This window comes from Catenulispora pinistramenti (assembly GCF_018274385.1).
In the GTDB taxonomy this organism is placed as follows: domain Bacteria; phylum Actinomycetota; class Actinomycetes; order Streptomycetales; family Catenulisporaceae; genus Catenulispora; species Catenulispora pinistramenti.
The window spans coordinates 1-22,892 of sequence record NZ_JAAFYZ010000130.1 but is presented as its reverse complement, the minus strand read 5'-3'; the positions used below and the strand labels follow the sequence as shown (position 1 = coordinate 22,892).

The following is a 22,892-nucleotide window of genomic DNA, read 5'->3' as shown; positions in this document are numbered from 1 at the left end:
TCAGGATTCCGCCTTTCCGGAGGACTTACGGGCCCGCAGGACCTGAAGCACGCCGACGGTCAGGGCGGCGGCCGACACCGCGGCGTCGGCGATCGCCAGCTTGTCGCCGTTGGCGCGCCCCTCCTTGAAGCGGCGCAGCAGGACCGGGGCCAGGGTCACGGAGCTGCCGATGGCGAACAGCGTGCCGAACGTGCCGCGCGGCTTGGCGCCCTTGGCGTTCGCAGTCTTCTTGCTCACAGCGACGGCACCTCCTGGATCAGCGGGCGGCCCCACTTGCCGTTCAGCGCCGCCTCGACCGCCGAGCCGACCCGGTAGAGCCGGTCGTCGGCCATCGCCGGGGCGATGATCTGCAGGCCGACCGGCAGGCCGTCCTCGGGGGCCAGGCCCACCGGGATCGACATGCCGGCGTTGCCCGCCATGTTGCTGGGGATGGTGCACAGGTCGGCCAGGTACATCGCCATCGGGTCGTCGGCGCGCTCGCCGATCTTGAAGGCGGTGGTCGGGGTGGTCGGGGAGACCAGCACGTCCACGTCGGCGAAGGCCCGGTCGAAGTCCCGCATGATCAGGGTCCTGACCTGCTGCGCCGAGCCGTAGTAGGCGTCGTAGTAGCCGGAGGACAGGGCGTAGGTGCCCAGCATGATGCGGCGCTTCACCTCGGGGCCGAAGCCGGCCTCGCGGCTCAGGGAGGTGACCTCCTCGACGCCGTTCACGCCGTCGTCGCCGACCCGCAGGCCGTAGCGCATGGCGTCGAAGCGGGCCAGGTTCGAGGAGCACTCCGACGGCGCGATCAGGTAGTACGCCGGCAACGCGTAGTCGAAGGACGGGCAGTCCACCTCGACGATCGTGGCGCCGAGCTCGCGCAGCAGGTCCACGGACTCGTGGAAGCGCTGGCGGACACCGTCCTGGTAGCCGTCGCCGTCGAACTGCTTCACCACGCCGATGCGCATGCCCTTGACGTCGGCCAGCTTCGCCGCGCCGACGACATCCGGGACCGGCAGGTCGATGGAGGTGGAGTCCATCGGGTCGTGGCCGGCGATCGCGGCGTGCAGCAGCGCGGCGTCCAGCACGGTGCGCGCGCACGGGCCGCCCTGGTCCAGCGAGGAGGAGAAGGCGACCAGGCCGTAGCGGGAGACGCCGCCGTAGGTGGGCTTCACGCCGACCGTGCCGGTGACCGAGGCGGGCTGGCGGATCGAGCCGCCGGTGTCGGTGCCGATGGCCAGCGGCGCCTCGAAGGCGGCCAGCGAGGCCGAGCTGCCGCCGCCGGAGCCGCCCGGGATGCGGCTGAGGTCCCACGGGTTGTGGGTGACGCCGTAGGCAGAGTTCTCGGTGGAGGAGCCCATCGCGAACTCGTCCATGTTGGTCTTGCCCAGGATGACGACGTCCGCCTCGCGCAGCCGGCGGGTCACGGTCGCGTCATAGGGCGGAACCCAGCCCTGCAGCATCTTCGAGCCGCAGGTGGTCGGCACGCCCTTGGTGGTGAAGACGTCCTTCAGGGCCAGCGGCACGCCGGCCAGCGGGCCGAGCTGCTCGCCGCGGGCCCGCTTGGCGTCCACCTCGGCGGCCTTGGCCAGCGCGCCCTCGGTGTCGACGTGCAGGAAGGCGTGCACCTTCTCGTCGACCTTCGCGATCCGGTCCAGGTGCGCCTGGGTCACCTCGGCGGCGGTCACGTCGCCGCCCTTGATCGCGGCGGCCAGCGCGGCCGCCGTGCTCCGGGTCAGGTCACCGTCGAAGCTCATCTCAATCCTCCCCGAGGATGCGCGGCACGCGGAATCGCTGGTCCTGCGCGGCCGGGGCCTGGCTGAGCACGTCGGCCGGGTCCAGGCACGGCTGCTCCACGTCCGGCCGGGTGACGTTGACCAGCGGCAGCGCGTGCGAGGTCGGCGGGATGTCCTGGCCCTGACCGAGCTGCTGCACGGCCTGGCTGACGCGGGCCACCGAACCGAGGATGACGTCGAGCTGCTCGGCGTAGTGCGCGAGCTCGTCTTCGGACAGGTCGAGCCGTGACAGGAGCGCCAGGTGGGCGACCTCTTCACGGGTGATAGCGGGCATATGCGCGGATCCCTACGGTGTGGACTCTGCCTGGAGTGAGGAGGCGGTTTCGGACAACGTAGCCATCCTAGTCCGGGGGTGTCAGGTGACTTTCCGTCACGGGGCGGGGACGGCGCGGCGGGCTCGGCGGGTGCGATCGCGGATGTCGCGGAGGGGACTGCGCTGCGCGCAGTCCCCGATCAGCTACGACGCGTCGGTCAGGGCGACAGCGGTTCCAGACACCGAGATCCCGCCTTCCCCGACCGGGATGCCGAGGGTCAGCAGGCTCGGGCGGCCCATGTCCACCCCCTGATGCACGGTCACCGTGCCGGGCACCGGGACCAGCTGCAGCTCGCGCAGGTAGCCGCCGAAGGCCGCGGCGGCGGCGCCGGTGGCCGGGTCCTCGAAGACGCCGCCGACCGGGAACGGGTTGCGGGCCTGGAACACGTCCGGGGACTCGCGCCAGATCAGGTCGATGGTGGTCCACTCCTGCCGCTCCATGAGGGCGCGCAGCGCGGGCATGTCGTAGTCCAGCTCGGCCAGCCGGGACCGGCTCGGGGTGGCCAGGATCGGGTGCCAGGCGCCGCCGAAGGCGATCCGCGGCGGCAGCGCGTCGTGCAGGTCACTGGCGGTCCAGCCGAGGATGCCGAGCAGTTCGGCCAGCAGCGGGCCGTGCAGGTCCTCGGTCTTGGTCGGGACGCTGACCAGCGTGGCGGTGAGTGTGCCGTCGTCCGCGGCGGCGGTGTGGACCGGCACGACGCCGACCTTGGTGTGCAGCGTCAGATCGCCTACGCCGTGCCGTTCGGCGTACGCGACCGCGGTGGCGATGGTCGCGTGGCCGCAGAACGAGACCTCGGCCAGCGGGCTGAAGTAGCGCACGTCCATGACCCGGTCACTGTCGGTCGGCAGCAGGAACGCGGTCTCGGAGTAGCCGACCTCCGCGGCCACGGCGAGCATCGCGGCGTCGTCCAGACCGCGCGCGTCGAGGACCACGCCGGCCGGGTTGCCGCCGGAGGGGTCGGAGCTGAAGGCGGTGTATCGAAAGATCTCCACGCACGTACGGTAGCCGGTGGATTCGGCCCGGCGGCAGATCCACTTCGAGGTGAGTGGACCTCAGGCGGGCATCTCAGGCCCCTCAGGCGGTACCCAGCCGGAACAGGTCCCGGCCGGCCGACTCGCCGTCCGCGCTCTCGGCGTCCAAAGCCCGTCGCACGATCTCCCGCGCCGCCGCCAACTCCTCCGGATCGATCCGCCGCCCGCCGTCGGGCCCGGACGAATCCAGCGAATCCAGCGAATCAGGGGCCTTCGCCCCGTGTCTGAACCATCCCATGATCAGCCCTCCCCCTGCATCACCTACCTCCCCCGCGCAGCCGATCGGTAATCTCGGCGATCAGCTGCCTGGTCTTGTCGGTGAGCCGGTGTTCGGACCCCAGGACGCGTTCCTCGTCGATCAGCAGGGTGCTGAGTTCGTCCCGGGCTTCGCGGACCAGACCGCGCTGGAGCATCGCCATACCGGCGAAGTGGCGGATGCCGAGCGCGCCGGGTGAGGCGGTGTCGGCGACCTGGCTCAGGCCGCGGCGCAGCTCCCACTCGGCGGCATCAGGCCGCTGCTGATACAGCAGCGAGCGCCCGAGCGTCTGCCAGACGTACAGCGTCTCCGGATACGACGGCGTCCACAGCTGTTCGCAGACGATCAGGATCTCGCGGCACATCGTCTCGGCCTGGCTCGCGCCTTCCACGTGCAGGAGCGCGCGGGCCCAGGTGTGCCAGACGGTGACGGTGTCGCGGTGCCGGCGGCCGTTGATCCGGCGGGCGGCGGGCAGGATCTCGCGGAGCATCGTCTCGGCTTCGGCCCACCACTGCGGCTGCTCCAGCAGCGCCCGCGCCAGTTGGTGCCGACTGGCCCAGGTGTTGGCGTGGTCGGGGCCGTGCGCGGCGGCCTGCCCGGCGATCACCTCGCGGAGTTCGGACGCGGCCCGGTCGTAGCGGCCGAGCTCGATCGAGAGCCGGCCGCGCTCGTGGCGCAGCGCCAGGATCTTGGTGTCGGACGGGTCGAAGCGGAAGCCGGCGCAGTCCTCGATGAGCACGTCCAGCAGCCCGCCGGCCGGTTCCAGCAGACCGGAGGCCAGCAGATAGCGCGCGGTGGACCGGGCCAGGTTCAGGGCCGAGACCACCAGCAGCCGCTCGCTGTTGGTCGCCGGGGAGGAGACCGTGGAGAGCACCGCGTCGCGGGCGTGCGGGAACAACGCGGCCCACACGGCCCAGTTGTCCGGGTCGTCGGCGGTGCGGTTCTCGGTGGCCGCGGCCAGGATGTCGAGCATCGCCCGGCCGTAGTCGACCCGGTGCGACAGGACCAGGTCGTCCTCGCGGAAGACGGTGTGCACCATCGGATGCAGCGACAGGACCTCGCTCAAGTCCGGATCGTCGGCGCCGCGTTCGTGTCTGCGGATCAGGTGGGCCTGCGTGAGCTGACCGATCGCCAGGCGGATCTGCTCGATCGGCACACCGGCGAACAGCGGGGTCTCGGACAGCATCTCCGGCCGGAGCAGCAACCGATACGGCACCGGCGTGTCCGACAGGCACGCCAACAGATGCAGCAGCCGGGTCGCCGCCGTGCTCAGTCCCCGCGCCGACAACAGCAGCGACTCGCGCACGATGCTCAGACCCAGGACCTCCTCCCCGGCCCCGCCCGCCGGATCGCCGTTGCCGGCTGCCTCGCGGGTCCGCCACTCGGCGAGGTAGCCGGCGAAATCGGACAGGACCGGCTCGGACAGGAACACCGCGCCGGTGGACACCGACCGGACCCGGCTCGCGGCCGCCCGCAGCGCCAACGGGAGCCCGCCGAGCGCACGCGAGAGCTGCCGCGCCTGCTCCACTCCCCCGCAGTCCGGTCCCGCGATGTCCAGCAACACGTCGGCGCCGTCGTAGACATTGAGCGGTTCCACCTGATGGATCCGGCACCACGGACCCCACACGTCGTTGTGGCCGCCCTGCGCGGTGACGATGACCGAGCCGTCGGCGGACGTCACGTCCCGGACCCAGCCGGTCCCGTCGCATCGTCCGGTGTCCGGGGCGACCCGGCCCAGTTCCTGCGGATCCGTCACGCTGTCGAACACCAGGAGCCAGGGCCGGCCGTGGTTCTCCAGTCCGCGCCAGACAAGATCGGTCTGGCTCCGCTCGCCGCGCCAGGCCTCGTCGATCTCGCCGCGCGGCAGCCCGAGCAGATGCGCGACCTCCCGCATCCGGGGCGCGAGCTGCGGAACCGAGACCCACCACACGTCCCAGCCCTCGTCCTTACGACGCGCGGCCACCTCGGCGGCGATGTGCGTCTTGCCGATCCCGCTCATCCCGGACAGCACGTGCACCCGGCTGCGGCCCGGCGCCATCAGGGCACCGACCAACGTGTCCCGTCCGCGCAGCCGGCCCAGCCCGGCCGGCGGCTCCACGGAGAACTGGATCCCTTGCTGTTCAACGGCGGCCGCGGCGGTCCCGACCGACGGCCCGGGACGCTCGGCGTCGGCGGCGGCCGGCAGGACCGCCTTCAGGATCTGGTACTCCATGGCGTGGTGCCCGGCCGGCTTCAGGATCGAGAAGTGGTCGGCGGCGACCGTCTCGGTGGTGGGGAACCAGCCGGAGGCCTGGATGCGCGGCACGATGTTGTCCTGTCCGCCGACCACCGCCGTGACCGGGATCGGGCAGGTGTAGTCGGTGACGGCGTCGGCGTTGACCACGTTGCGCAGCACCAGTTGGTGCGCCTCGAAGACCTCGCCGTCCAGCAGCCGCAGCCGGGACTCCTGCGGGTGCCGGGAGCCGAACACCCACTTGCGGGTCTTGGCGAAGAACGGCGAGCCCAGCGTGGGGCAGGCGTAGAGCACGATCTGCCGGATCCGCGCCAGGTCCCGCGCCTGGCCCCGGATCGTCGCGCTGGCCAGGTACTTCTGCACCACCAGACCGCCCTGACTGTGCGCCACCAGCACCACCGGGCCGTCCCGCAGGTCCTCGGCCTTCAGCCGGGTGGCCAGCTGCGCGGCCAGATCGGCCAGGTCCGGGATCCGGCGGTCCGGCCGCAGCCGGGCCTTCGGCGTGGCGTACCGCATCGTGTGCAGGTCGACGAAGCCCAGTTCGGGATCGCCGCGGATCAGGCCGGCGAAGTCCGACCAGGTGTCCGGGCCGGAGAACAGCCCGTGGACGAACAGCACCTGCACCCGTGACGGCATCCCGACGCGCCTCCTGCCGTGCCAGACCACAGGACGGCTACAGCGGCGTCCCCCGATGGATCGAACAGTGTCTCAGGGTTCGATTACCCGCCGGTACCGTAGCTCACGCTGAGCGCGATGGCGATGACGGCGCCGTGCGCGGGGTAGGCGGCGGCGACTTGGGTGCGGTTGTAGGGCTGCCAGGCGCGGAAGTAGGAGGTCGTGACCGATGGATATTTGAGCATCAGGTCGTGGTCGCCCTGCCCGCCGTCGAGGGTCGGAAGGCGGGGTGCCTGGGACACCTCGACCGTGCCATTGTGCGGGAGATGCGGGCCCAAACCCTTCGGCGGTGCGAAGTCCTCGGTGACCGGCACGTCGTATCCCAGCCTGACCACGTTCGGAAACGCGGCCGCCGCCGCGATCTGCGACGGATCTGGATCACTGGGCGGGGTGTGGTCGTAGTCGAACCAGCCGGCCAGACTGGGTTGTTCGCCCTGGCGCCGCATGGGAGGCAGATCTGTGGAACGCCACCCCGCCTTGCCGAGGACCCCGTCGAGCTGGACGAGGTGCTGCCGGAAATCACCGTCGAAGGCCTCGTACACCGTGTCGGTCCGGGTACAGGTCACCGGGAGCCAGGACTGTTTGGCCCCGAAGGAACCGTCGGGAGCCAGAGCGACTTTGCAGACGTCCTCCACCGCCGTGCCCAGGTAGGTGGCCCAGGGCAGCGCGGCGCGCAGCTGACCCGTCCGACTGTCCACCTGCGCGGTGACCGCCTGATCCGCGGCCTGGGTCGGCGCCGAACGCGCGGCCTTCAGCACATCGGGCTGCGACCCCGGTCCCAGGCTGTGGAAGTACCAGGCCACGTCCCCGACGAACCCCGCGACCACGATCCCAGCGAGGACCCCGCACCCGATCAGCACCTTTTTGAATCCACCCATGAAACCCCGTCCCCGTGAACCGATCGCATCCGGTACCCGCACCAGTTCACACGCCGGGCCGCACCATTTGGGTTGTCGTGCGGTCTCAGTCCGGTCTCAGGCCGAGAGCTGGTCCGGGGCGGACTCCGAATCGGAGGAGGTCGGCCCCGCGGCGGCCACCCGCTGCGCCAGCAACGCGCAGATCTCGCCGGCGGGCAGGGCCTTGGACACCAGCCAGCCCTGGGCCTCGTCGCAGCCGTAGCCGTCGAGCGTGGACCAGGTGCTGGGGTCCTCGACGCCCTCGGCGACCACCCGCAGGCCCAGGGAGTGCGCCAGGTCGATGGTGGAGCGGACGATCGCGGCGTCGTCGGCGTCGAAGCCGATGCCGCCGACGAACGAGCGGTCGATCTTGATCTCGTCGAACGGCAGCCGGCGCAGGGTGAGCAGGGAGGCGTAGCCGGTGCCGAAGTCGTCCAGGGACAGCCGGACGCCGAGTTTGGACAACCCGATCAGGGCCGCGCGCACGCTCTGCGCGTCCCCGACCAGGACCCGCTCGGCGACCTCCAGGCGCAGCGCCTCGGGGCGGACCCGGTGCTGCTCCAGCTTGCGGGCGACCATCTCCACGAAGGTCGGGCTCTCTATGTCGCGCAGGGAGACGTTCACGGCGATCGGCACGCCGTAGCCGTTGCGCCACCACAGCGCCGCCTGGCGCAGCGAGACGTCCAGGATGTACTCGGTCAGCCGGGCCATCAGGCCGCTGGACTCCGCCAGCTTCACGAACGTCTCCGGCGGTATCGCGCCGCGCACGTCGTGCCGCCAGCGGGCCAGCGACTCGACGCCGACGATGCGGTCGCCCTTGAATGAGACCTGCGGCTGGTAGTGCACCTCTATCCGGCCGCCGTTCAAGGCCTCGCGCAGATCACTGAGCAGGCCCAGCCGGTCCGGGCTGTTGCGGTCCTTGGCCGGGTCGTAGCGGACGTAGCCCATCTTGGCGCGCTTGGCCTCGTACATCGCCACGTCCGCGTGCCGCAGCAGGACGTCGTAGTGCTTGGCGTCGTCGGGGTGCAGGGCGATGCCCAGGGAGGCCTCGACGTCCAGGTTGAAGCCGTGCAGCCGGTAGGGGACGGCGACCGCGTCCAGCAGCCGCTGGGCCAGTTGCTGGGCGGCCTCGACGTCCGGCAGGCCGGGCAGCAGGACCGCGAACTCGTCGCCGCCGAGCCGGGCCACCATGTCCTCGGCGCGGACCGCCGCCGACAGCCGGGCGGCCACCTCGCGGATCAGCTCGTCGCCGGCGGCGTGGCCCAGGGTGTCGTTGACTTCCTTGAACCGGTCCAGGTCCAGCAGGAACAGCCCGATCTTGCCGGGCGGGACGGCCATCGCCAGCGGGGCGCGGCCGCTGGAGTACAGGGAGGAGGGCCCGTCATCGTCGTCGACCGGGACGACGCCGAGCATGATCTCGGCCTGCCGGCGCAGCGCCTTGCGGTTCGGCAGCGCGGTCAGCGGGTCGTGCAGCGACTGCCACTCGCTCTCGTCGAAGGCCAGCGCGCTGCGGTAGAAGACCAGCAGCACCGGTATGAACAGCACGATGAGGTACGGCTCGTGCCGCATCACCACGGTGATCAGCGGGGCCAGCACCACCGAGGCGCCGACCACCTGCACCTCGACCCGCCACTCCCGGCGGGCTATGCCGCGCAGGTTCACGCCGGTCCACAGCGCTATGGCCTGCCAGACGAAGAACAGGTTCACCACGAAGTAGGCGACCCCGGCCAGCAGGATCGCGGCCATCGAGGTCACGGCCGGGGCCCACGGCCGGCCCGGGGTCGGCGCGATCGCGAACAGCCGCAGGACCAGGCAGGCCGCACCGAGGGAGAGGGTGTACTGCGAGACGTTGAACAGGATGCGCCACCAGGTCCGCCGGCCGGCCGCACCGCCCACGACCGAGGCCGCGGCCTGCACCATCGCCGCCAGCGGCCAGCCGGCCAGCATCAGCAGGGCGATGGTGAAGACCGTGGTGGTGGCGGCCTCGCGGTTGGTGTGCTGCAACTTCATCAGGGGCCGCAGTTCCCCGAGGAAGACCAGGCAGACCGTCATCAACAGGGCCGGCAGCGACTCCGAGTTGGGCCCGGAACCCCGCCAGTTCAAGACCAGCAGCGCGGCCAGGAGCGTGATCCCGGCCGCGCTGACGGAGGCTACAAAGGCGTACAGGCGTCCCGGGTCGGCCTTCGGGCCGTAGTCCGGCTCGAACGGTCGGTGCATGGAGCGGACCCTCCTGTACCGTTCTCTTTCCAATGGCGTCAGCGTCGGTGCGCGTCAGGCGACTTCTCTGACCAAGCCATACTGCCGTATCAGAACGTCGCCAACCAGAGACGGACCGTAAAGGTTTCGCCTTGGCCTTGACGGGTGAGACCCGGCGCGGTTGTCAGGCCTCTGCTTCCGCCACTGTAGCGGCAGCGGCCTCGGGACCGGCCCCCAACAGCACCTCGAATCCCGCCTCGTCCAGCACCTTCACCCCAAGTGTCAGGGCCTTGTCATACTTGCCGCCCGGATTGTCCCCGGCCACCACGAACGAGGTCTTCTTCGACACCGAACCACTGACCTTGGCACCCCGCTTGGTGAGCTCCTCGGCCGCCCCATCTCGGGTGAATCCGGCCAAGGTGCCCGTTACGACCACGCTCAATCCCTCAAGAGGCCTCGGTCCTTCGGGCTGGGACTCCACAACAGGCACCACCCCGGCCGCCTGCCACTTGGCGATGATCTCCCGGTGCCAGTCCACGGCGAACCACTCGACGATCGCGGCGGCGATGGTCGGGCCGATGCCCTCCGCCGCCTTCAGCTCGTCCTCAGTGGCGTTGGCCAGGGCGTCGAAGGACGGGAACTCGCGGGCCAGGACCCGGGCCGCGGTGGGGCCGACGTGCCGGATCGACAGCGAGACCAGGAACCGCCACAGCGGCCGGTCGGTCTTCACCAGCTCCAGCTGCTGGAGCAACAGTTCGGTGGTGGCGGTCGGGACGCTGGGCTTCTTGGGCGTGCCTTTGGTGTAGAAGTACGGCACCAGTTCGGTCTCGCCGGGCTTGGCGTCCGCGCCGCGCTTGGCCTGGAGCATCAACAGCGGGGCCAGATCCTCCAGCTTCAGGCTCAACAAGTCGCCCTCGTCGTGCACCGGCGCGGTCCCGCCGGCCGGCTGGGTCAGGGCCACCGCCGACTCATAGCCCAGCGCCTCGATGTCCAGCGCGTTGCGGCTGCCCATGAAGTCGATGCGCTCGCGGATCTGGCCGAGGCAGTTCTGGGAGTTCGGGCAGCGCAGGTCGATGTCGCCCTCTTTCTGCGGGGCCAGCTTGGTCCCGCAGTCCGGGCAGTTCTCCGGCATCACGAAGTCGCGCTCGGAGCCGTCCCGCAGGTCCTGCACCGCGCCGACGATCTCCGGGATCACGTCCCCGGCCTTGCGCAGGACCACCGTGTCGCCGATCTTCAGGCCCTTCTTCACCACGATCTCCTGGTTGTGGAGCGTGGCGTTCTGGACCGTGGAGCCGGCGACGGTGACCGGCTCCATGACCGCGTACGGGGTCACCCGGCCGGTGCGGCCGACCTGGACCCGGATGTCCAGAAGCTTGGTGGTGACCTCCTCCGGCGGGTACTTGAAGGCGATGGCCCAGCGCGGGGCCCGGGAGGTGCTGCCCAGGCGGCCCTGGATGGCCAGGGCGTCGACCTTGACCACCACGCCGTCGATCTCGTGCTCGACATCGTGGCGGTGCTTGTTGTAGTAGTCGATGTACTTCTGGACGTCCTTCAGGGTCTTGACGACCTTGACCCGGTCCGAGGTCGGCAGGCCCCAGGCGCGCAGGGCGTCGTAGGAGTGCGACTGCGAGGTCGGGGTGAAGCCTTTCCGGGCGCCGATGCCGTGGACGACCATCGACAGCGGGCGCTGCGCGGTCACCCGCGGGTCCTTCTGCCGCAGCGAGCCGGCGGCCGCGTTGCGCGGGTTGGCGTAGGAGCGGCCGGTCTCGGCCAGGATCTTCTCGTTCCACTCGTCGAACGCCTTGACCGCGAAGAAGACCTCACCGCGCACCTCGACCAGCTCCGGCACCGGGAACTCGGCGGTCCCGGTCAGGGTCTGCGGGATGGTCTGGATGGTCTTCGCGTTCGGCGTGATGTCCTCGCCGGTGCGGCCGTCGCCGCGGGTCAGGGCCCGGGTCAGCTTGCCGTTCTCGTAGAGCAGGTTGATCGCCAGCCCGTCGACCTTCAGCTCGCACAGGAGCTCCGGCAGCGCCCCGAGGTCCTTCTCGATGCGGTCGGCCCAGGTCTGCAACTCCTCGGCGGTGAAGGCGTTGTCCAGCGAGAGCATGCGCTCCAGGTGCGGGACCGAGGTGAACTCGGTCTCGTAGTTGCCGGCCACCTTCTGGGTCGGCGAGTCCGGGGTCCGCAGCTCCGGGTTGGCCTCCTCGATCGCCTCCAGCTGCCGCAGCTTCACGTCGAACTCGGCGTCGGCCATCGTCGGCGCGTCGAGCACGTAGTACCGGTAGCGGGCGTCCTCGATCTCCTCGGCCAGGGCCGCGTGCTGCTGCGCCGGGGTCACCGGGGTGGTCTCATCCTTGCCGGACAACGCGTCACCTCACTGGTCGGGTGCCTTTGGACAGTACGAATCTACTGCCCGGCACCGACAGTCCCGCAGTTCAGGAGGCTTTGTCCGCCAACGCGTCGGCCGTCCGGTGCGCCAAGATCAGCGCCTGCCGGGCCCACGGCGGCGTGGCGCCGGCCAGACCGCAGGTCGGAGTGATCGTCACGGCGCCGGCCAGCTCCGCCGCCGAGAAGCCCAGGCGCGTCAGGGACAGGACCTTGTCCAGCAGCTGGTTGACCCCCGGCGCCCGCGCCGGATCGACGGAGGGCACCACGCCGAGCATCAGCCCGACCCCGGCCTCGATCGCCGCACCGAGCTGTTCGTCGGCGGCGATCTCGGTCGTGATGGCGGTGGCGTCGAAGGACACATAGTCCGCTCCGGCCTCGCGCAGCAGCTCGATCGGGACGCCGGGTGCACAGCAGTGCACGGCGGCCTCGGCCCCGGCGTCGTGCACGGCCTGGAGCAGCCCGGCCAGCGTCTCGCGCGCCACACTGACCTCCACCGCGCGCAGCCTGCCGAAGCCGCTGGCCGTGGGGACGGTGCCCCGCAGCACGCCGGGGAGCGCGGGCTCGTCGAGCTGGAGAAGGATCTTGTCCGCTTGCGGGGCGCGCTGCTTCGCCTCGGCCAGGTACAGCTTCAGGCCCTCGGTCAGGGACTCGGCGAGGTCGCGGACGGCGCCCAGGTCGGAGAGCATGCGGTCGCCGTGCCGCAGCTCCAGGGTCGAGGCCAGCGTCCAGGGCCCGACGGCCTGGATCTTCAGGGTCTGGGTGAACTCCTGCGCGTTCTCCTCCAGGACGTCGAGGTCCTGGCGCAGGAAGGACCCGGCCCGGCGCGCGTCCCGGCCGGGTCGCTCGGTCAGCCGCCACCCGCTGGGCTGCACCTCGGCATACATGTCGACGAGCAACGCGGTGCCGCGCCCGATCATGTCCGCCCCCACGCCGCGCGCCGGAAGCTCGGGCAGGAACGGCAGATCCGGGAGCTCGTCGAAGGCCAGGCGGTGCGCCGCTCCGGCGTCGGTGCCGGGAAGGGAGCCGATGCCGGTGGCGCGTGGGGGTCGGTGCATGGGACGAGGGTAGCCGGACGGGGCGATACGGGGCGTCGGGCCGCCGCGGCGACCACTTCCGGCGGGTGCGGCCCGACATCATCCCGCACGGCACCGAATGCGCGAGCCATGAGCCCAGGTCGCCGCTATTGTGACCAACACCAGCCCTGTTCAAAGCCCGAGCGCCGCGCCGGTTGCCGTCTTGACCTCCTGGAGCCCGTCCGTGTCGACCGTGTTCTTCGCCGCGAGCCCCGCCGAACTGCGGGTAGTGGCGGCCGCCGCGGCCCACGCGGACACCTCGGCAGTCCTGTCCGCCCTGGACACGGTCCCCGCCGGCGACCTGGACCCGGCCCAACTGATCGACCTCGACCTCCTGGTGACCGGCAACGACCCCGCCGAGGTCCGCGAGGCGGTCCTCACCCCCGCCCATGAGGGCCCTGACGACGCCGGCGGCACGGTGCTCCTACCGGTGCGCCCGGCACTGGGCTCCCGCCTCGCGCACCTGAGCGACCACGACGTGGACGCGCTCGCGGAACGCTGGGCCGCCGCCGACGGCGCGGCCGACGGCGGGTGGGACGCCTACCGGTGCGGGCAGCTGATCCGGTCGCTGTCGCTGCTGGCTTTGCTGGCGGGGGCTGATCAGCGCGGGTTGTTTGTGCGCTTCGACAGCTGAGGCGGTCGCCGGCGCGGATCGAGTGGTATGGCACAGGGAACTGCGACTCGGTCGGCTGACCACCGGCACCAGCACAAAAACCAGATGCCCTGGACCAAAAGGCCCAGGGCATCACAGTTAAAACACGCCAAGCTCAGCTTGCTTCGACTAAGCCGCCCTACACACCTCAGCTCAACCCGGCAGCCTTCATCATCGCCGCGATGGCCGGCCCGGCCGCCGAGTTCCCGTATCCGCCGTTGAGCACCAGCGCCGAAACCGCGATGTCGTGCTGCGGGTCCATCGCGATCATCCAGGAGTCCGTCGGGTCCGTCGGGTTCGGTTCCGCCGAGCCCGTCTTGGCGCCCAGGGTGGGCGCGATGCCTTGCAGCGAGGTCGCGGTGCCGTCGGTGATGACGCCGCGCATCATCGTCTGCAGGTTGGCGTCGATGGCGGCCGGGATCGGCTGCGCCTTGGCCGGCGGCTGGAAGCCCGGGATGAGGATCGGCTGGTGGAACGTGCCGGTGGCGACTGTGGCCGCCACCGAGGCCATGGTCAGGGGGGCCATGGTGATCTTGCCCTGGCCGAAGGCCTCGGCGGCGAGGACGTCGCGGCCGTCGGCCGGGGGGACCTGCAGGTTGCCCGGGGTGGCGTAGGTCGCCTGGCCGATGCCCATGTCCCACGGCTGGTTCATGCCGTAGTAGTCGTGCGCCACCACGGAGAGCCGGTCCAGGGACAGGTTGTGGTCGATGGTCGCGTGCACGAAGGAGGTGTTGCAGGACTGCTCGTAGGCGGTGAGCAGGGTCGCTCCGGAGAAGCCGTTCCGCAGGCCCTCGTCGTTGTGGTAGGTCTCGGTGCCCACGGTCACGTTGGGGGTGCAGTCCGCCGAGTCCGAGGGCTGCATGCCGGCCAGCATCAGCGCGGTGGCCGTGACCGTCTTGAAGGTGGAGCCCGGGGCCCGGGTGGCCATGTAGGCCATCTTCGGGTTGTCCTTGTTGTTGGTGGCGATGGCCAGGATCTGGCCGGTGGAGGGCTGGATCACCACCATGCCGGAGTTCGGGTACGGCTTCAGCGCGTTCTCGGCCGCGGTCTGGATCTTGGAGTCGATCGTGGAGCCGAGCTGGAGCCCGCTGGTGGAGTTCGGGGCGCCCAGCTGGATCGTGTCCGAATTGGGTATCTGCAGCCCGGTGTTGTTGTCCACGAACTGGATCTGCAGCGAGGCCTGGCCGCCGCTCGGCGGCTTGGCCGTCGACAGTTTGTTGATGATGCTGGCGATGCTCGGGTGCGCCGCGCCGGACAGCGGGGCGCCGCTGCGGTCGGCGACCGGCACCGCCGGCGGGACCGCCTTGAGGTTCGCCAGCGAGCTCAGCTGCGGGTTGATCACCCCGGAGGAGAAGTGCACGACGGCCGGGCCGCTCCCGGTCGGCGGCAGCACCGACATCGTCGAGTTGTAGCTCCAGACCAGACCGTCGGTGAAGGTGTCGGCGACCGAGAAGCCGTAGTGCACCGCGTTGGCCAGCGGATCCGGAGTGGAGGGACTGGACGGCGCGCCCGGGGTGGCCGGGGTGGCCGCCGAGGAGGAACCGGCCGAGGACGGCGCGTTCACCTGCGACCCCAGCTTCAGCGCCATGCTCTTGGGCGCCAGCGAGCCCATCACCGCCTTCAACCGCGGCGTGGCCTTGGCCGGATCGTCGGTCAGCGACCCCGCCTTCGTGTAGTCACCGGACTGCCAAGCCGCCAGGAACGCCGCCGCGACCTTGTCGGTCGGGCTGTCGCCCGCCGCGGCGCCCGTCTGGGAACCGCCCGCCGCCGGCTTCGCCTTGGAGCCGCTGGAGCAGCCCGCGGTGACGACCGCGAGGGACGTGGCAACCGCTGCTATCGCAAGGAGCGTACGTCGTGAACCCATCGGGGTCCCTCCCCTTTGATATCGGATCGGGTTATTCAGCCTACGACCCTAACCGACGCACATGAGACCGGATCGGTTGTTCCGTCCCGTCGCCGGCCACCGACCGTTGACGATGCGCTACTCGCCGCAGCCTGAATTGTCACCGTGATCGCCACTGCGATCGTCAGCGCGAGGTCTGCGCCACGGTGGCGGAACCGATGACCCGCGTCCCGTCGTAGAGCACGGCCGCCTGCCCGGGCGCCAGCCCGCGAACCGGCTCGTGGAGCAGTACGTCGATGGAGTCCGCGCCGGTCCGCTCGGCCGTGGCCGGCACTCCTTCCCCGTGCGCCCGCAACTGCGCGTGGCACTCGATCCGGCCGGTGAACTCCGGCCCGCACCACCGCAGCTTGATCCCGGACAGCCCGGTGACGTCCAACTCCTCGGCCGTCCCGACCGTCACCGTGTTGCTGACCGGCGAGATGTCCAGCACGTAGCGCGGCCGTCCGTCCCCGGCCGGGTCGCCGATCCGCAAGCCCCGCCGCTGGCCGATGGTGAAGCCCCAGGCCCCGTCGTGCTCGCCGACCCGCCGCCCGGTGGTGTCGACGATCGGCCCGGAGTCGGTGCCCAGCGTCTTGGCCAAGTACGCCTTGGTGTCACCGTCGGGGATGAAGCAGACGTCGTGGCTGTCCGGCTTCTTGGCCACGTACAGCCCGCGCTCGGCCGCCTCGGCCCGCACCTCGGGCTTGGTGTCCTCGCCCAGCGGGAACAGCGAGTGCGCCAACTGGTCGGCGTCCAGGACGCCGAGCACGTAGGACTGGTCCTTCGCCGGATCCACGGCCCGGTGCAGCTCCGGCCCGTGCGGTCCGGCCAGCAGCCGCGCGTAGTGGCCGGTGGCGACCGCGTCGAAGCCCAGCGCCCGCGCCTTGTCCAGCACCGCGGCGAACTTGATCTTCTCGTTGCAGCGCAGGCACGGGTTCGGCGTCCGCCCGGCCTGGTACTCGGCGACGAAGTCCTCGATCACGTCCTCGTGGAACCGGTCGGACATGTCCCAGATGTAGAAGGGGATACCGAGCATGTCGGCCGCCCGCCGGGCGTCGTGCGAGTCCTCGATCGTGCAGCACCCGCGCGCCCCGTCCCGCAGCGCCTGCCGGTTCCGGGACAGGGCCAGATGGACGCCGGTCACCTCGTGACCCGCGTCCCGCACCCGGGCGGCAGCCACCGCCGAGTCGACACCACCGGACATCGCCGCCAAGACACGCATGTCTCCAGGGTACGTGCAATGGTTGACTGTGAGGCGGGTCATATCGGCGTGACGGCTACCACGAAGCGGAGGACGCCATGAGCGGCGCTGCCAGTACGGAGAACATGCTCATCATCGGCGCGAGTCTGGCCGGCGCGAAGGCCGCCCAGGCCCTGCGCGAGGACGGCTGGGACGGCCCGATCGAGCTGGTCGGCGCCGAGCACGACCTCCCCTACGAGCGGCCGCCGCTGTCCAAGGGCCTGCTGCAGGGCAAGGAAGAGCGGGACAAGGTCTTCGTCCACGAGTCCGGCTCCTGGTACGTGGAGAACCGGGTGGGGCTCCGCCTGGGCCGCACCGCCACCGCGATCGACCGCGAGAACCACCGCGTCCGCCTCGACGACGGCACCGAACTCCCCTACGGCAAGCTCCTGCTGGCCACCGGCTCCGCCCCGCGCCGCCTGAACGTCTTCGGCGGCGACGCCAAGAACCTGTCCTCCTTCCGCACCCTGGAAGACAGCGAGCGCACCAAGGCCCAGCTGATCCCCGGCTCCCGCCTGACGATCATCGGCGCCGGCTGGATCGGCCTGGAAGTAGCCGCCGCGGCGCGCGAGAAGGACGTCGAGGTGACGGTGCTGGAGGCGCTGGAGCAACCGCTGTTGCGGGTGCTGGGTCCTGAGGTCGGTGCGCGGTTCGCGGCGCTGCACCGAGCCCATGACGTCGATCTGCGCCTCGGCGTCGGCGTCGACTCGTTCACGCTCCAGGACGTCGACGGCGTCGAGCAGGCCACCCGGGTCCGGCTCGCCGACGGCACCGAACTCGAGGCCGACCACATCCTGGTCGCGGTCGGCGCCGCGCCGAACACCGGCCTGGCCGAGGCGGCGGGGCTGAAGGTCGCCAATGGCATCGTGGTCGACGCCACCCTGCGCTCCTGCGACCCCGACATCTTCGCGGCCGGCGATGTGGCGAACGCCTGGCACCCCTTCTACGGGGAGCCGATCCGGGTCGAGCACTGGGCCAACGCGCTGAACCAGCCGAAGGTGGCCGCGGCGTCGATGATGGGCGTCACCGATCTGAAGTACGACCGCCTGCCGTACTTCTACACCGACCAGTACGACCTCGGCATGGAGTACGTCGGCCACATCCCGAGCTCCGGCTACGAGCAGGTGGTGTTCCGCGGCGATCCGGCCTCCGGGGAGTACATGGCGTTCTGGCTGGCCGGCGGCGCGGTGCTGGCCGGGATGAACGTCAACGTGTGGGACGTGGTCGACGACGTCCGGGCCCTGATCCTGAGCCGCGCCGTGGTGGACGTGGCGCGGCTCCAGGACCCGGCGGTGGCGCTGGCGGACGTCGCGACGGCCTGAGGGTTCTTGCGAATCTCAGAACCCTCAGAACCCTCAGAACCCTCAGAACTCGAGGTCCTTCTCGTTCAGGCAGATGTTGACGAAGGTGATGTTCGTCGTACTCAGGTTGTAGAGGATCCCGTGCGGATCCATCTTCCACTGCTCCCCGCGCACGCCGACGTTCGACCAGATCCCCTCGGCCCACCAACCGCCCTCGTTGTCGGCCGCGCGGATCTGGTTGGCCAGGCCGTAGTCACGCAGATCCAGCAGGTTGCCGGAGTTCTCCCACGGGCACCACAGCGAACCGGTGCTCAGCCGCACGCCGGAGGGGGTGACATCGCTGGTGGTGTAGACGCAGACCTCGTTGGTGCTACAGCCGGCGAAATCGTTCGCGACGGCGCTGCCGGGCGCGGTCGGCGGCTTGTAGGTGAGGGTGACGTCTTCCTTGGCGTAGCGGATCGAGTTCCCCTCGACCACGCCGCCGGGCTTGCGGGCGAGTTGGGCGCTGATCGAGTCCTGGACCCACGTCTGGCCCGGATCGGCGGAGCCGGCGGAGCCGGCGGTCCCCGAGGCGGTGGCGGAGGCGGGACCGGCGGCCAGCGCCGTGAAGGACAGCAGCGCCACCGCCAGGAGCGCGAGCATGGAACGCTTGCGAAGCATGATGCCCCATTCGTCGTGGAGATGATCCAACGGGAATCAGGGTCCTGTTTCAAAGCTCGCGTGTCAATATAAACACCCTGAAACGGACATGCCGCGCCGCTCAATCGCCCCGTTCAGCCCAACCGTTCAGCCCAGCAGTTCAGCCCGACCGTTCAGCCCAACAGTTCAGCCCGACCGCCGGCGTCCGGCCCAACCGGTCAGCTGACCCCGGCCGCCCGGGCCCGGGCCACCACCGGCCCGATCGCCTCGGCCAGCGCGTCCACATCAGCCTTCGTCGACGTGTGCCCCAGCGAGAACCGGAGCGACCCCCGCGCCGGCTCCCCGTCGACCCCCATGGCCAGCAGCACGTGGCTGGGCTGCGCGACCCCGGCCGAGCACGCCGAGCCGGTCGAGCACTCCACGCCGCGGGCATCCAGCAGCATCAGCAGCGAATCGCCCTCGCACCCGGGGAAGGTCATGTTCGCGATCCCGGGCAGCCCGCTGCCGGCCCCCAGATCGCCGTTCACCACCACGTCGGGCACCTCGGCCCGCACCCGCGCGACCAAATCGTCGCGCAGCCCGCTGAGCAGATCGGCCTTGGCCTCGCGGTCCTTCACCGACTCCACCACCGCGGCCGCGAAGCCGGCGATCGCCGGGGTGTCCAGCGTGCCGGAGCGCACGTCGCGCTCCTGACCGCCGCCGTGCAACACCGGCACCGCCGCTGTCTTGCGCCCCAGCAGCAACGCGCCGACCCCGATCGGGCCGCCGATCTTGTGCGCGGTGAACGTCATCGCCGACAGCCCGCCGGCCGACCAGTCCACTTCCAGCGCCCCGACCGCCTGCACGGCGTCGGAGTGCATCGGGATCCCGTACTCGTGCGCGACCGCGGCCAGCTCCTGGACCGGCTGGACCGTCCCGACCTCGTTGTTCGCCCACATCACGGTGGTCAGCGCGACGGAGTCCGGATCGCGCTCGATGGCCGCGCGCAGCGTCTCGGGGTGCACCCGGCCCAGGGCGTCCACCGGCAGCCAGTCGATCTCGGCGCCCTCGTGCTCGGCGAGCCAGGACAGCGGGTCCAGGACGGCGTGGTGCTCGATCTTCGGCGCCAGCACCCGCCGGCGGCGGGTGTCCGCGTCGCGCCGGGCCCAGTACAGGCCCTTCACCGCCAGGTTGTCGCTCTCGGTCCCGCCGGAGGTGAACACCACCTCCGAGGGCCGGGCCCCCAGCGCCTCCGCGATCTGTTCGCGGGACTCCTCGACCACCCGCCTGGCGGCGCGGCCGGCGGCGTGCAGGGAGTTGGCGTTCCCGGTGACGGCCAGCCGTGCCGTCATCGCCTCGACGGCGGCCGGGAGCATGGGGGTCGTCGCGGCGTGATCCAGATATACGGCCATGATTAGCTGCGATTCTAGGGGCTCGTGCGGCGGTGGCGGTGATCGGCCCGGCACCCGGCGGATCCCCGGGGGTCACCCGGAGGCCGAAGGGCACGCGGAAGTGGGGGGGCCTGTTACCGCCCGCCCGTATGCGCAAGGCGATCAGCCGAGTGTGTATTCCCCGCGGATCGCGGTCAGGATGATCCGCGCCGGGAACACCGAGCCGGGGAAGCTGAAGTGGATCCCGTCGTGCTGCCGGGCCAGGACCCGGTGGCCGTCCGGATCGGTCAGGTAGTCGGTGTAGCGGCCGTGGTCCGAGGTGGGGTCGGCGACGTCCACGTACCGCAGGCCCGGGACGTTCGGCACGGCCGCGCGCACCGCGTCGTTGATCCGCGCGAAGATGTGGATCCACGGCGCCGAGCGCGGGACCGGCGGGCCGACCCAGTAGACGCGGCGCTGCGGATCGCCGGCGATGAAGTCGCGGGCGACCGCCTCGACCCGGCGCGAGTACTCGGCGTTCCAGGCGTTCGACCCGACGTCGGCGCCGTCCAGCGGCCAGCCGTCGTTGGCGCCGAGCACCATGATCACCACATCCGGGTCGAAGTCCACGGCCTCCTGCGCGGCCTCGTCGGACCAGTCGAACACCGAGGGCTGTGTCAGGCCGGTACCGTTGCGCGCCTCCACCCGGACCTTGGCCGGCAGGTGTTCGGAGGCGACCAGGCGGGCCAGCTGCTGGCCGTCGAAGTCGGACAGCGAGTCCCCGGTGACCAGGACGCGCAGCGGATCGGCGGCGGTGGCGTGCCGGACGTCCGCGGCGACCGGGGCCAGCCGCGGTTCGGGGTCCGCGGCGGGGGCGGTCGCCGGGCTGCCCGGCGCCGGGGCGGCGGCCGACGGCTGGACCACCGGCTGCTGCTGCCGGGCCGCGTCCTGCTCCAGGTGCGTGCGCTGCCCGTCGTCACCGGTGACGCTGTCCGGGTGGCCGAGCATGGCGTCCAGCGAGGTGCGCGGGCGGTTCAGGTCCAGGGCGCCGGCGATGGCGTCCAGCGGGTGCGCGACCGCCAGCACGGCGTCCCGGGTCGGTCCCGGCGGCATGCCGAGCCCGGCCCGGACCACGCCGGCGGTGTTCAGCAGGAGCGCGGTGACCAAGGCGATGCGGATCACCCGGCCGGCCTGGCGCGCGGAGGTGAGGGGCTCCTCGGATTCCTCGGACACTGCTCGCTCCTGTCGCCTAGAACCGGAAGTAGATGAACGGAGCCACGCCTTGTCCGCCGCTCACCGCGGCGATCACCAGCAGCAGGACGCCGAGGGAGACGCCCTGTGCGTAGACCGGGAGCGTGACGAACGCGGTGCGCAGCCGCGCGCCGACTCCTCGGGGGACCCACTGCGTGGCGAGTGCGGCGGCGATGAGGAGGACGATCGTGGGGGTGACGACGCCGGTGCTCGGGCCGCCGGCGAAGAGGCGTCCGAGGACGGCGAAGGCGGTGCCGAGGTCCGGGGCGCGGAAGAAGACCCAGGCCAGGCAGACCACGTGGAAGGTCACGATGCGTCCCACTGTGGTCTTCACAGGCTGGGGAATCCATACGGGCATACCGTTGCGGAAGCCCAGAGCTTTCCTCATAGAAGGCCACGCACGTTCCATCGCCAGACCGATGCCGTGGATGCCGCCCCAGAAGACGAAGGTCCAGGCTGCTCCGTGCCAGAGGCCGCCGAGGAGCATGGTCAGCATCAGGTTCCGGTACGTCTTAAGGTTCCCGCCGCGGTTCCCTCCCAGGGGGATGTAGAGGTAGTCACGGAGCCAGCGGGACAGCGTCATATGCCAGCGCCGCCAGAAGTCCTGGAGGGAGCGCGCCGTATAGGGGCGGTCGAAGTTGTCGGGGAAGCGGAAACCCAGAAGGAGCGCCAGGCCGATCGCCATGTCGGTGTAGGCGGAGAAGTCGCAGTAGATCTGGACCGCGTACCCGTAGACCGCCATCACGGTCTCGGTGCCGTTGTGGGCCTGGGGCGTGCCGAAGACGGGGTCGACCAGTTTGGTGCCGATCATGTCGGCGATGACCATCTTCTTCACCAGGCCGCCGGCGATCAGGCCGAAGGCGCGCGCCATGGGGACGCGGTTCGGGTCGCGCGGGGTGGCCAGCTGCGGGATGAACTCTGAGGCGCGGACGATCGGGCCGGCCACGAGGTGTGGGAAGAAGGACGCGTAGACGGCGTAGTCGAGGGGATTGGCCAGCCGGGTGCGGCCACGGTGGACGTCGACGACGTAGGAGATGGCCTGGAAAGTGTAGAAGGACACTCCCACCGGCAGTACCAGGTGCAGCAGCCCTAACGAGAGTCCCAGGGAACTGTTGATGCTCTCGCTGAAGAAGTCCAGGTACTTGAAGACGCCGAGCGCGCCGAGGTCCAGGGTGATCGCGGTGATCAGGGCGGTGCGGCGGACCTTCTTCGAGGACTGACGGGTGATGACGGTGGCCGCGAGTTGGTTGACCACTGTGGAGCCCGCGAGGAGGAGGACGTAGTGCCAGTCCGCGGCCGCGTAGAAGTAGTAGGAGGCCGCCAGGATGAAGGGGCGCCACAGGCGTCGGCGCGGCATCAGCGCCCAGGACAGGGGCAGGACTACGGCGAAGAAGAGGGCGAACTGCACTGTAGGGAAGATCAAGGCGGCTGTCCCCGGGGGCCGGTTTCGTCAGGAAGGGTTGCAATACCTAACGAAACAGAACACAGACGGTCACGGTCTTCCCACCGGTCGAGATCGCTCTTAACTTGTCGGGTATGGCACCGCTTCGCGCAGACGACCCGCGCCACCTGGGCGGATTCCGGGTGCTGACGCTGCTCGCCGTGGGTGGGATGGGGCGCGTCTACCTGGCGCTGGGCCCGGACCGGGAGGCGGTGGCGCTGAAGGTGACGCGGCCGGAGCTCGCGGCGGATCCGCGGTTCCGGGCTCGGTTCCGGCGGGAGGTGGCCACGGCTCGGGGGG

The 22,892-nt window shown here is 70.8% G+C and carries 18 protein-coding genes and 1 pseudogene; 3 read left to right on the top strand and 16 right to left on the bottom strand.

From position 1 onward, the window contains the following. The 10 genes from KGQ19_RS30470 to KGQ19_RS30425 form a co-directional block, all read right to left on the bottom strand. On the bottom strand, positions 1-237 hold the full coding sequence (locus KGQ19_RS30470; protein ID WP_212015393.1) for a hypothetical protein: 237 nt from the start codon (positions 235-237) through the stop codon (positions 1-3). Continuing rightward, a complete protein-coding gene (gatA, locus tag KGQ19_RS30465) occupies positions 234-1,736 on the bottom strand; it encodes an Asp-tRNA(Asn)/Glu-tRNA(Gln) amidotransferase subunit GatA (RefSeq protein ID WP_212015391.1) in 1,503 nt (500 codons plus the stop codon). The genes KGQ19_RS30470 and gatA overlap by 4 nt, the downstream gene beginning before the upstream one ends. A 1-nt stretch (position 1,737) precedes the next feature. After that, entirely contained in the window at positions 1,738-2,049 is a 312-nt protein-coding gene (gene gatC, locus KGQ19_RS30460; protein ID WP_212015382.1) for an Asp-tRNA(Asn)/Glu-tRNA(Gln) amidotransferase subunit GatC, read from the bottom strand. 183 nt (positions 2,050-2,232) lie between these two features. Continuing rightward, positions 2,233-3,081, bottom strand: coding sequence for a PhzF family phenazine biosynthesis protein (locus KGQ19_RS30455; protein WP_212015380.1), 849 nt, complete (start codon positions 3,079-3,081; stop codon positions 2,233-2,235). Positions 3,082-3,163: 82 nt separating this feature from the next. Then, positions 3,164-3,358: a hypothetical protein gene (locus KGQ19_RS30450; RefSeq protein ID WP_212015370.1), complete on the bottom strand. Its 195-nt coding sequence runs from the start codon at positions 3,356-3,358 to the stop codon at positions 3,164-3,166. Between the two features lie 19 nt (positions 3,359-3,377). Then, positions 3,378-6,245, bottom strand: coding sequence for an alpha/beta hydrolase (locus KGQ19_RS30445; protein WP_212015362.1), 2,868 nt, complete (start codon positions 6,243-6,245; stop codon positions 3,378-3,380). 83 nt (positions 6,246-6,328) lie between these two features. Beyond that, positions 6,329-7,162 carry a hypothetical protein gene (locus tag KGQ19_RS30440; protein WP_212015360.1) on the bottom strand — a complete coding sequence of 278 codons (834 nt, stop codon included), beginning with the start codon at positions 7,160-7,162 and terminating at the stop codon, positions 6,329-6,331. A gap of 96 nt (positions 7,163-7,258) precedes the next feature. Further along, positions 7,259-9,397: a putative bifunctional diguanylate cyclase/phosphodiesterase gene (locus KGQ19_RS30435; RefSeq protein ID WP_212015358.1), complete on the bottom strand. Its 2,139-nt coding sequence runs from the start codon at positions 9,395-9,397 to the stop codon at positions 7,259-7,261. A gap of 163 nt (positions 9,398-9,560) precedes the next feature. Next, positions 9,561-11,741: an NAD-dependent DNA ligase LigA gene (gene ligA, locus KGQ19_RS30430; RefSeq protein WP_212015356.1), complete on the bottom strand. Its 2,181-nt coding sequence runs from the start codon at positions 11,739-11,741 to the stop codon at positions 9,561-9,563. A 70-nt stretch (positions 11,742-11,811) separates the two neighbouring features. Beyond that, positions 11,812-12,819, bottom strand: a complete 1,008-nt coding sequence (locus KGQ19_RS30425) for a methionine synthase (RefSeq protein WP_212015353.1) — start codon at positions 12,817-12,819, stop codon at positions 11,812-11,814. Positions 12,820-13,021: 202 nt separating this feature from the next. On the opposite strand from KGQ19_RS30425, the gene KGQ19_RS30420 reads away from it, so the two are divergent. After that, positions 13,022-13,471, top strand: coding sequence for a hypothetical protein (locus KGQ19_RS30420; RefSeq protein WP_212015351.1), 450 nt, complete (start codon positions 13,022-13,024; stop codon positions 13,469-13,471). Between the two features lie 166 nt (positions 13,472-13,637). Here the strand turns inward: KGQ19_RS30420 and KGQ19_RS30415 are convergent, their stop codons facing one another. Both KGQ19_RS30415 and mnmA read right to left on the bottom strand, forming a co-directional pair. Continuing rightward, positions 13,638-15,353: a penicillin-binding transpeptidase domain-containing protein gene (locus tag KGQ19_RS30415; protein ID WP_212015349.1), complete on the bottom strand. Its 1,716-nt coding sequence runs from the start codon at positions 15,351-15,353 to the stop codon at positions 13,638-13,640. Between the two features lie 163 nt (positions 15,354-15,516). Continuing rightward, entirely contained in the window at positions 15,517-16,593 is a 1,077-nt protein-coding gene (mnmA, locus tag KGQ19_RS30410; protein ID WP_212015347.1) for a tRNA 2-thiouridine(34) synthase MnmA, read from the bottom strand. A 77-nt stretch (positions 16,594-16,670) separates the two neighbouring features. Here mnmA and KGQ19_RS30405 point away from each other — a divergent pair, with 77 nt between their 5' ends. After that, positions 16,671-17,933, top strand: coding sequence for an NAD(P)/FAD-dependent oxidoreductase (locus tag KGQ19_RS30405; RefSeq protein ID WP_212015345.1), 1,263 nt, complete (start codon positions 16,671-16,673; stop codon positions 17,931-17,933). Between the two features lie 42 nt (positions 17,934-17,975). Here the strand turns inward: KGQ19_RS30405 and KGQ19_RS30400 are convergent, their stop codons facing one another. From KGQ19_RS30400 to KGQ19_RS30385, 4 genes are all read right to left on the bottom strand, one after another. Next, complete coding sequence (locus KGQ19_RS30400) at positions 17,976-18,572, bottom strand: hypothetical protein (protein ID WP_212015343.1); 597 nt, start codon at positions 18,570-18,572, stop codon at positions 17,976-17,978. Positions 18,573-18,769: 197 nt separating this feature from the next. Then, on the bottom strand, positions 18,770-19,942 hold the full coding sequence (locus tag KGQ19_RS30395; protein ID WP_212015341.1) for a cysteine desulfurase family protein: 1,173 nt from the start codon (positions 19,940-19,942) through the stop codon (positions 18,770-18,772). A gap of 141 nt (positions 19,943-20,083) precedes the next feature. Continuing rightward, positions 20,084-21,133 (bottom strand): SGNH/GDSL hydrolase family protein, encoded by a 1,050-nt coding sequence (locus KGQ19_RS30390; RefSeq protein WP_212015340.1) that lies wholly within the window; start codon positions 21,131-21,133, stop codon positions 20,084-20,086. A 16-nt stretch (positions 21,134-21,149) separates the two neighbouring features. Further along, positions 21,150-22,574 carry an MBOAT family O-acyltransferase gene (locus tag KGQ19_RS30385; protein ID WP_368862183.1) on the bottom strand — a complete coding sequence of 475 codons (1,425 nt, stop codon included), beginning with the start codon at positions 22,572-22,574 and terminating at the stop codon, positions 21,150-21,152. A 113-nt stretch (positions 22,575-22,687) separates the two neighbouring features. Between KGQ19_RS30385 and KGQ19_RS30380 the strand changes: the two are divergent. Next, positions 22,688-22,892: pseudogene (locus KGQ19_RS30380) on the top strand (serine/threonine-protein kinase); the annotation flags it as partial.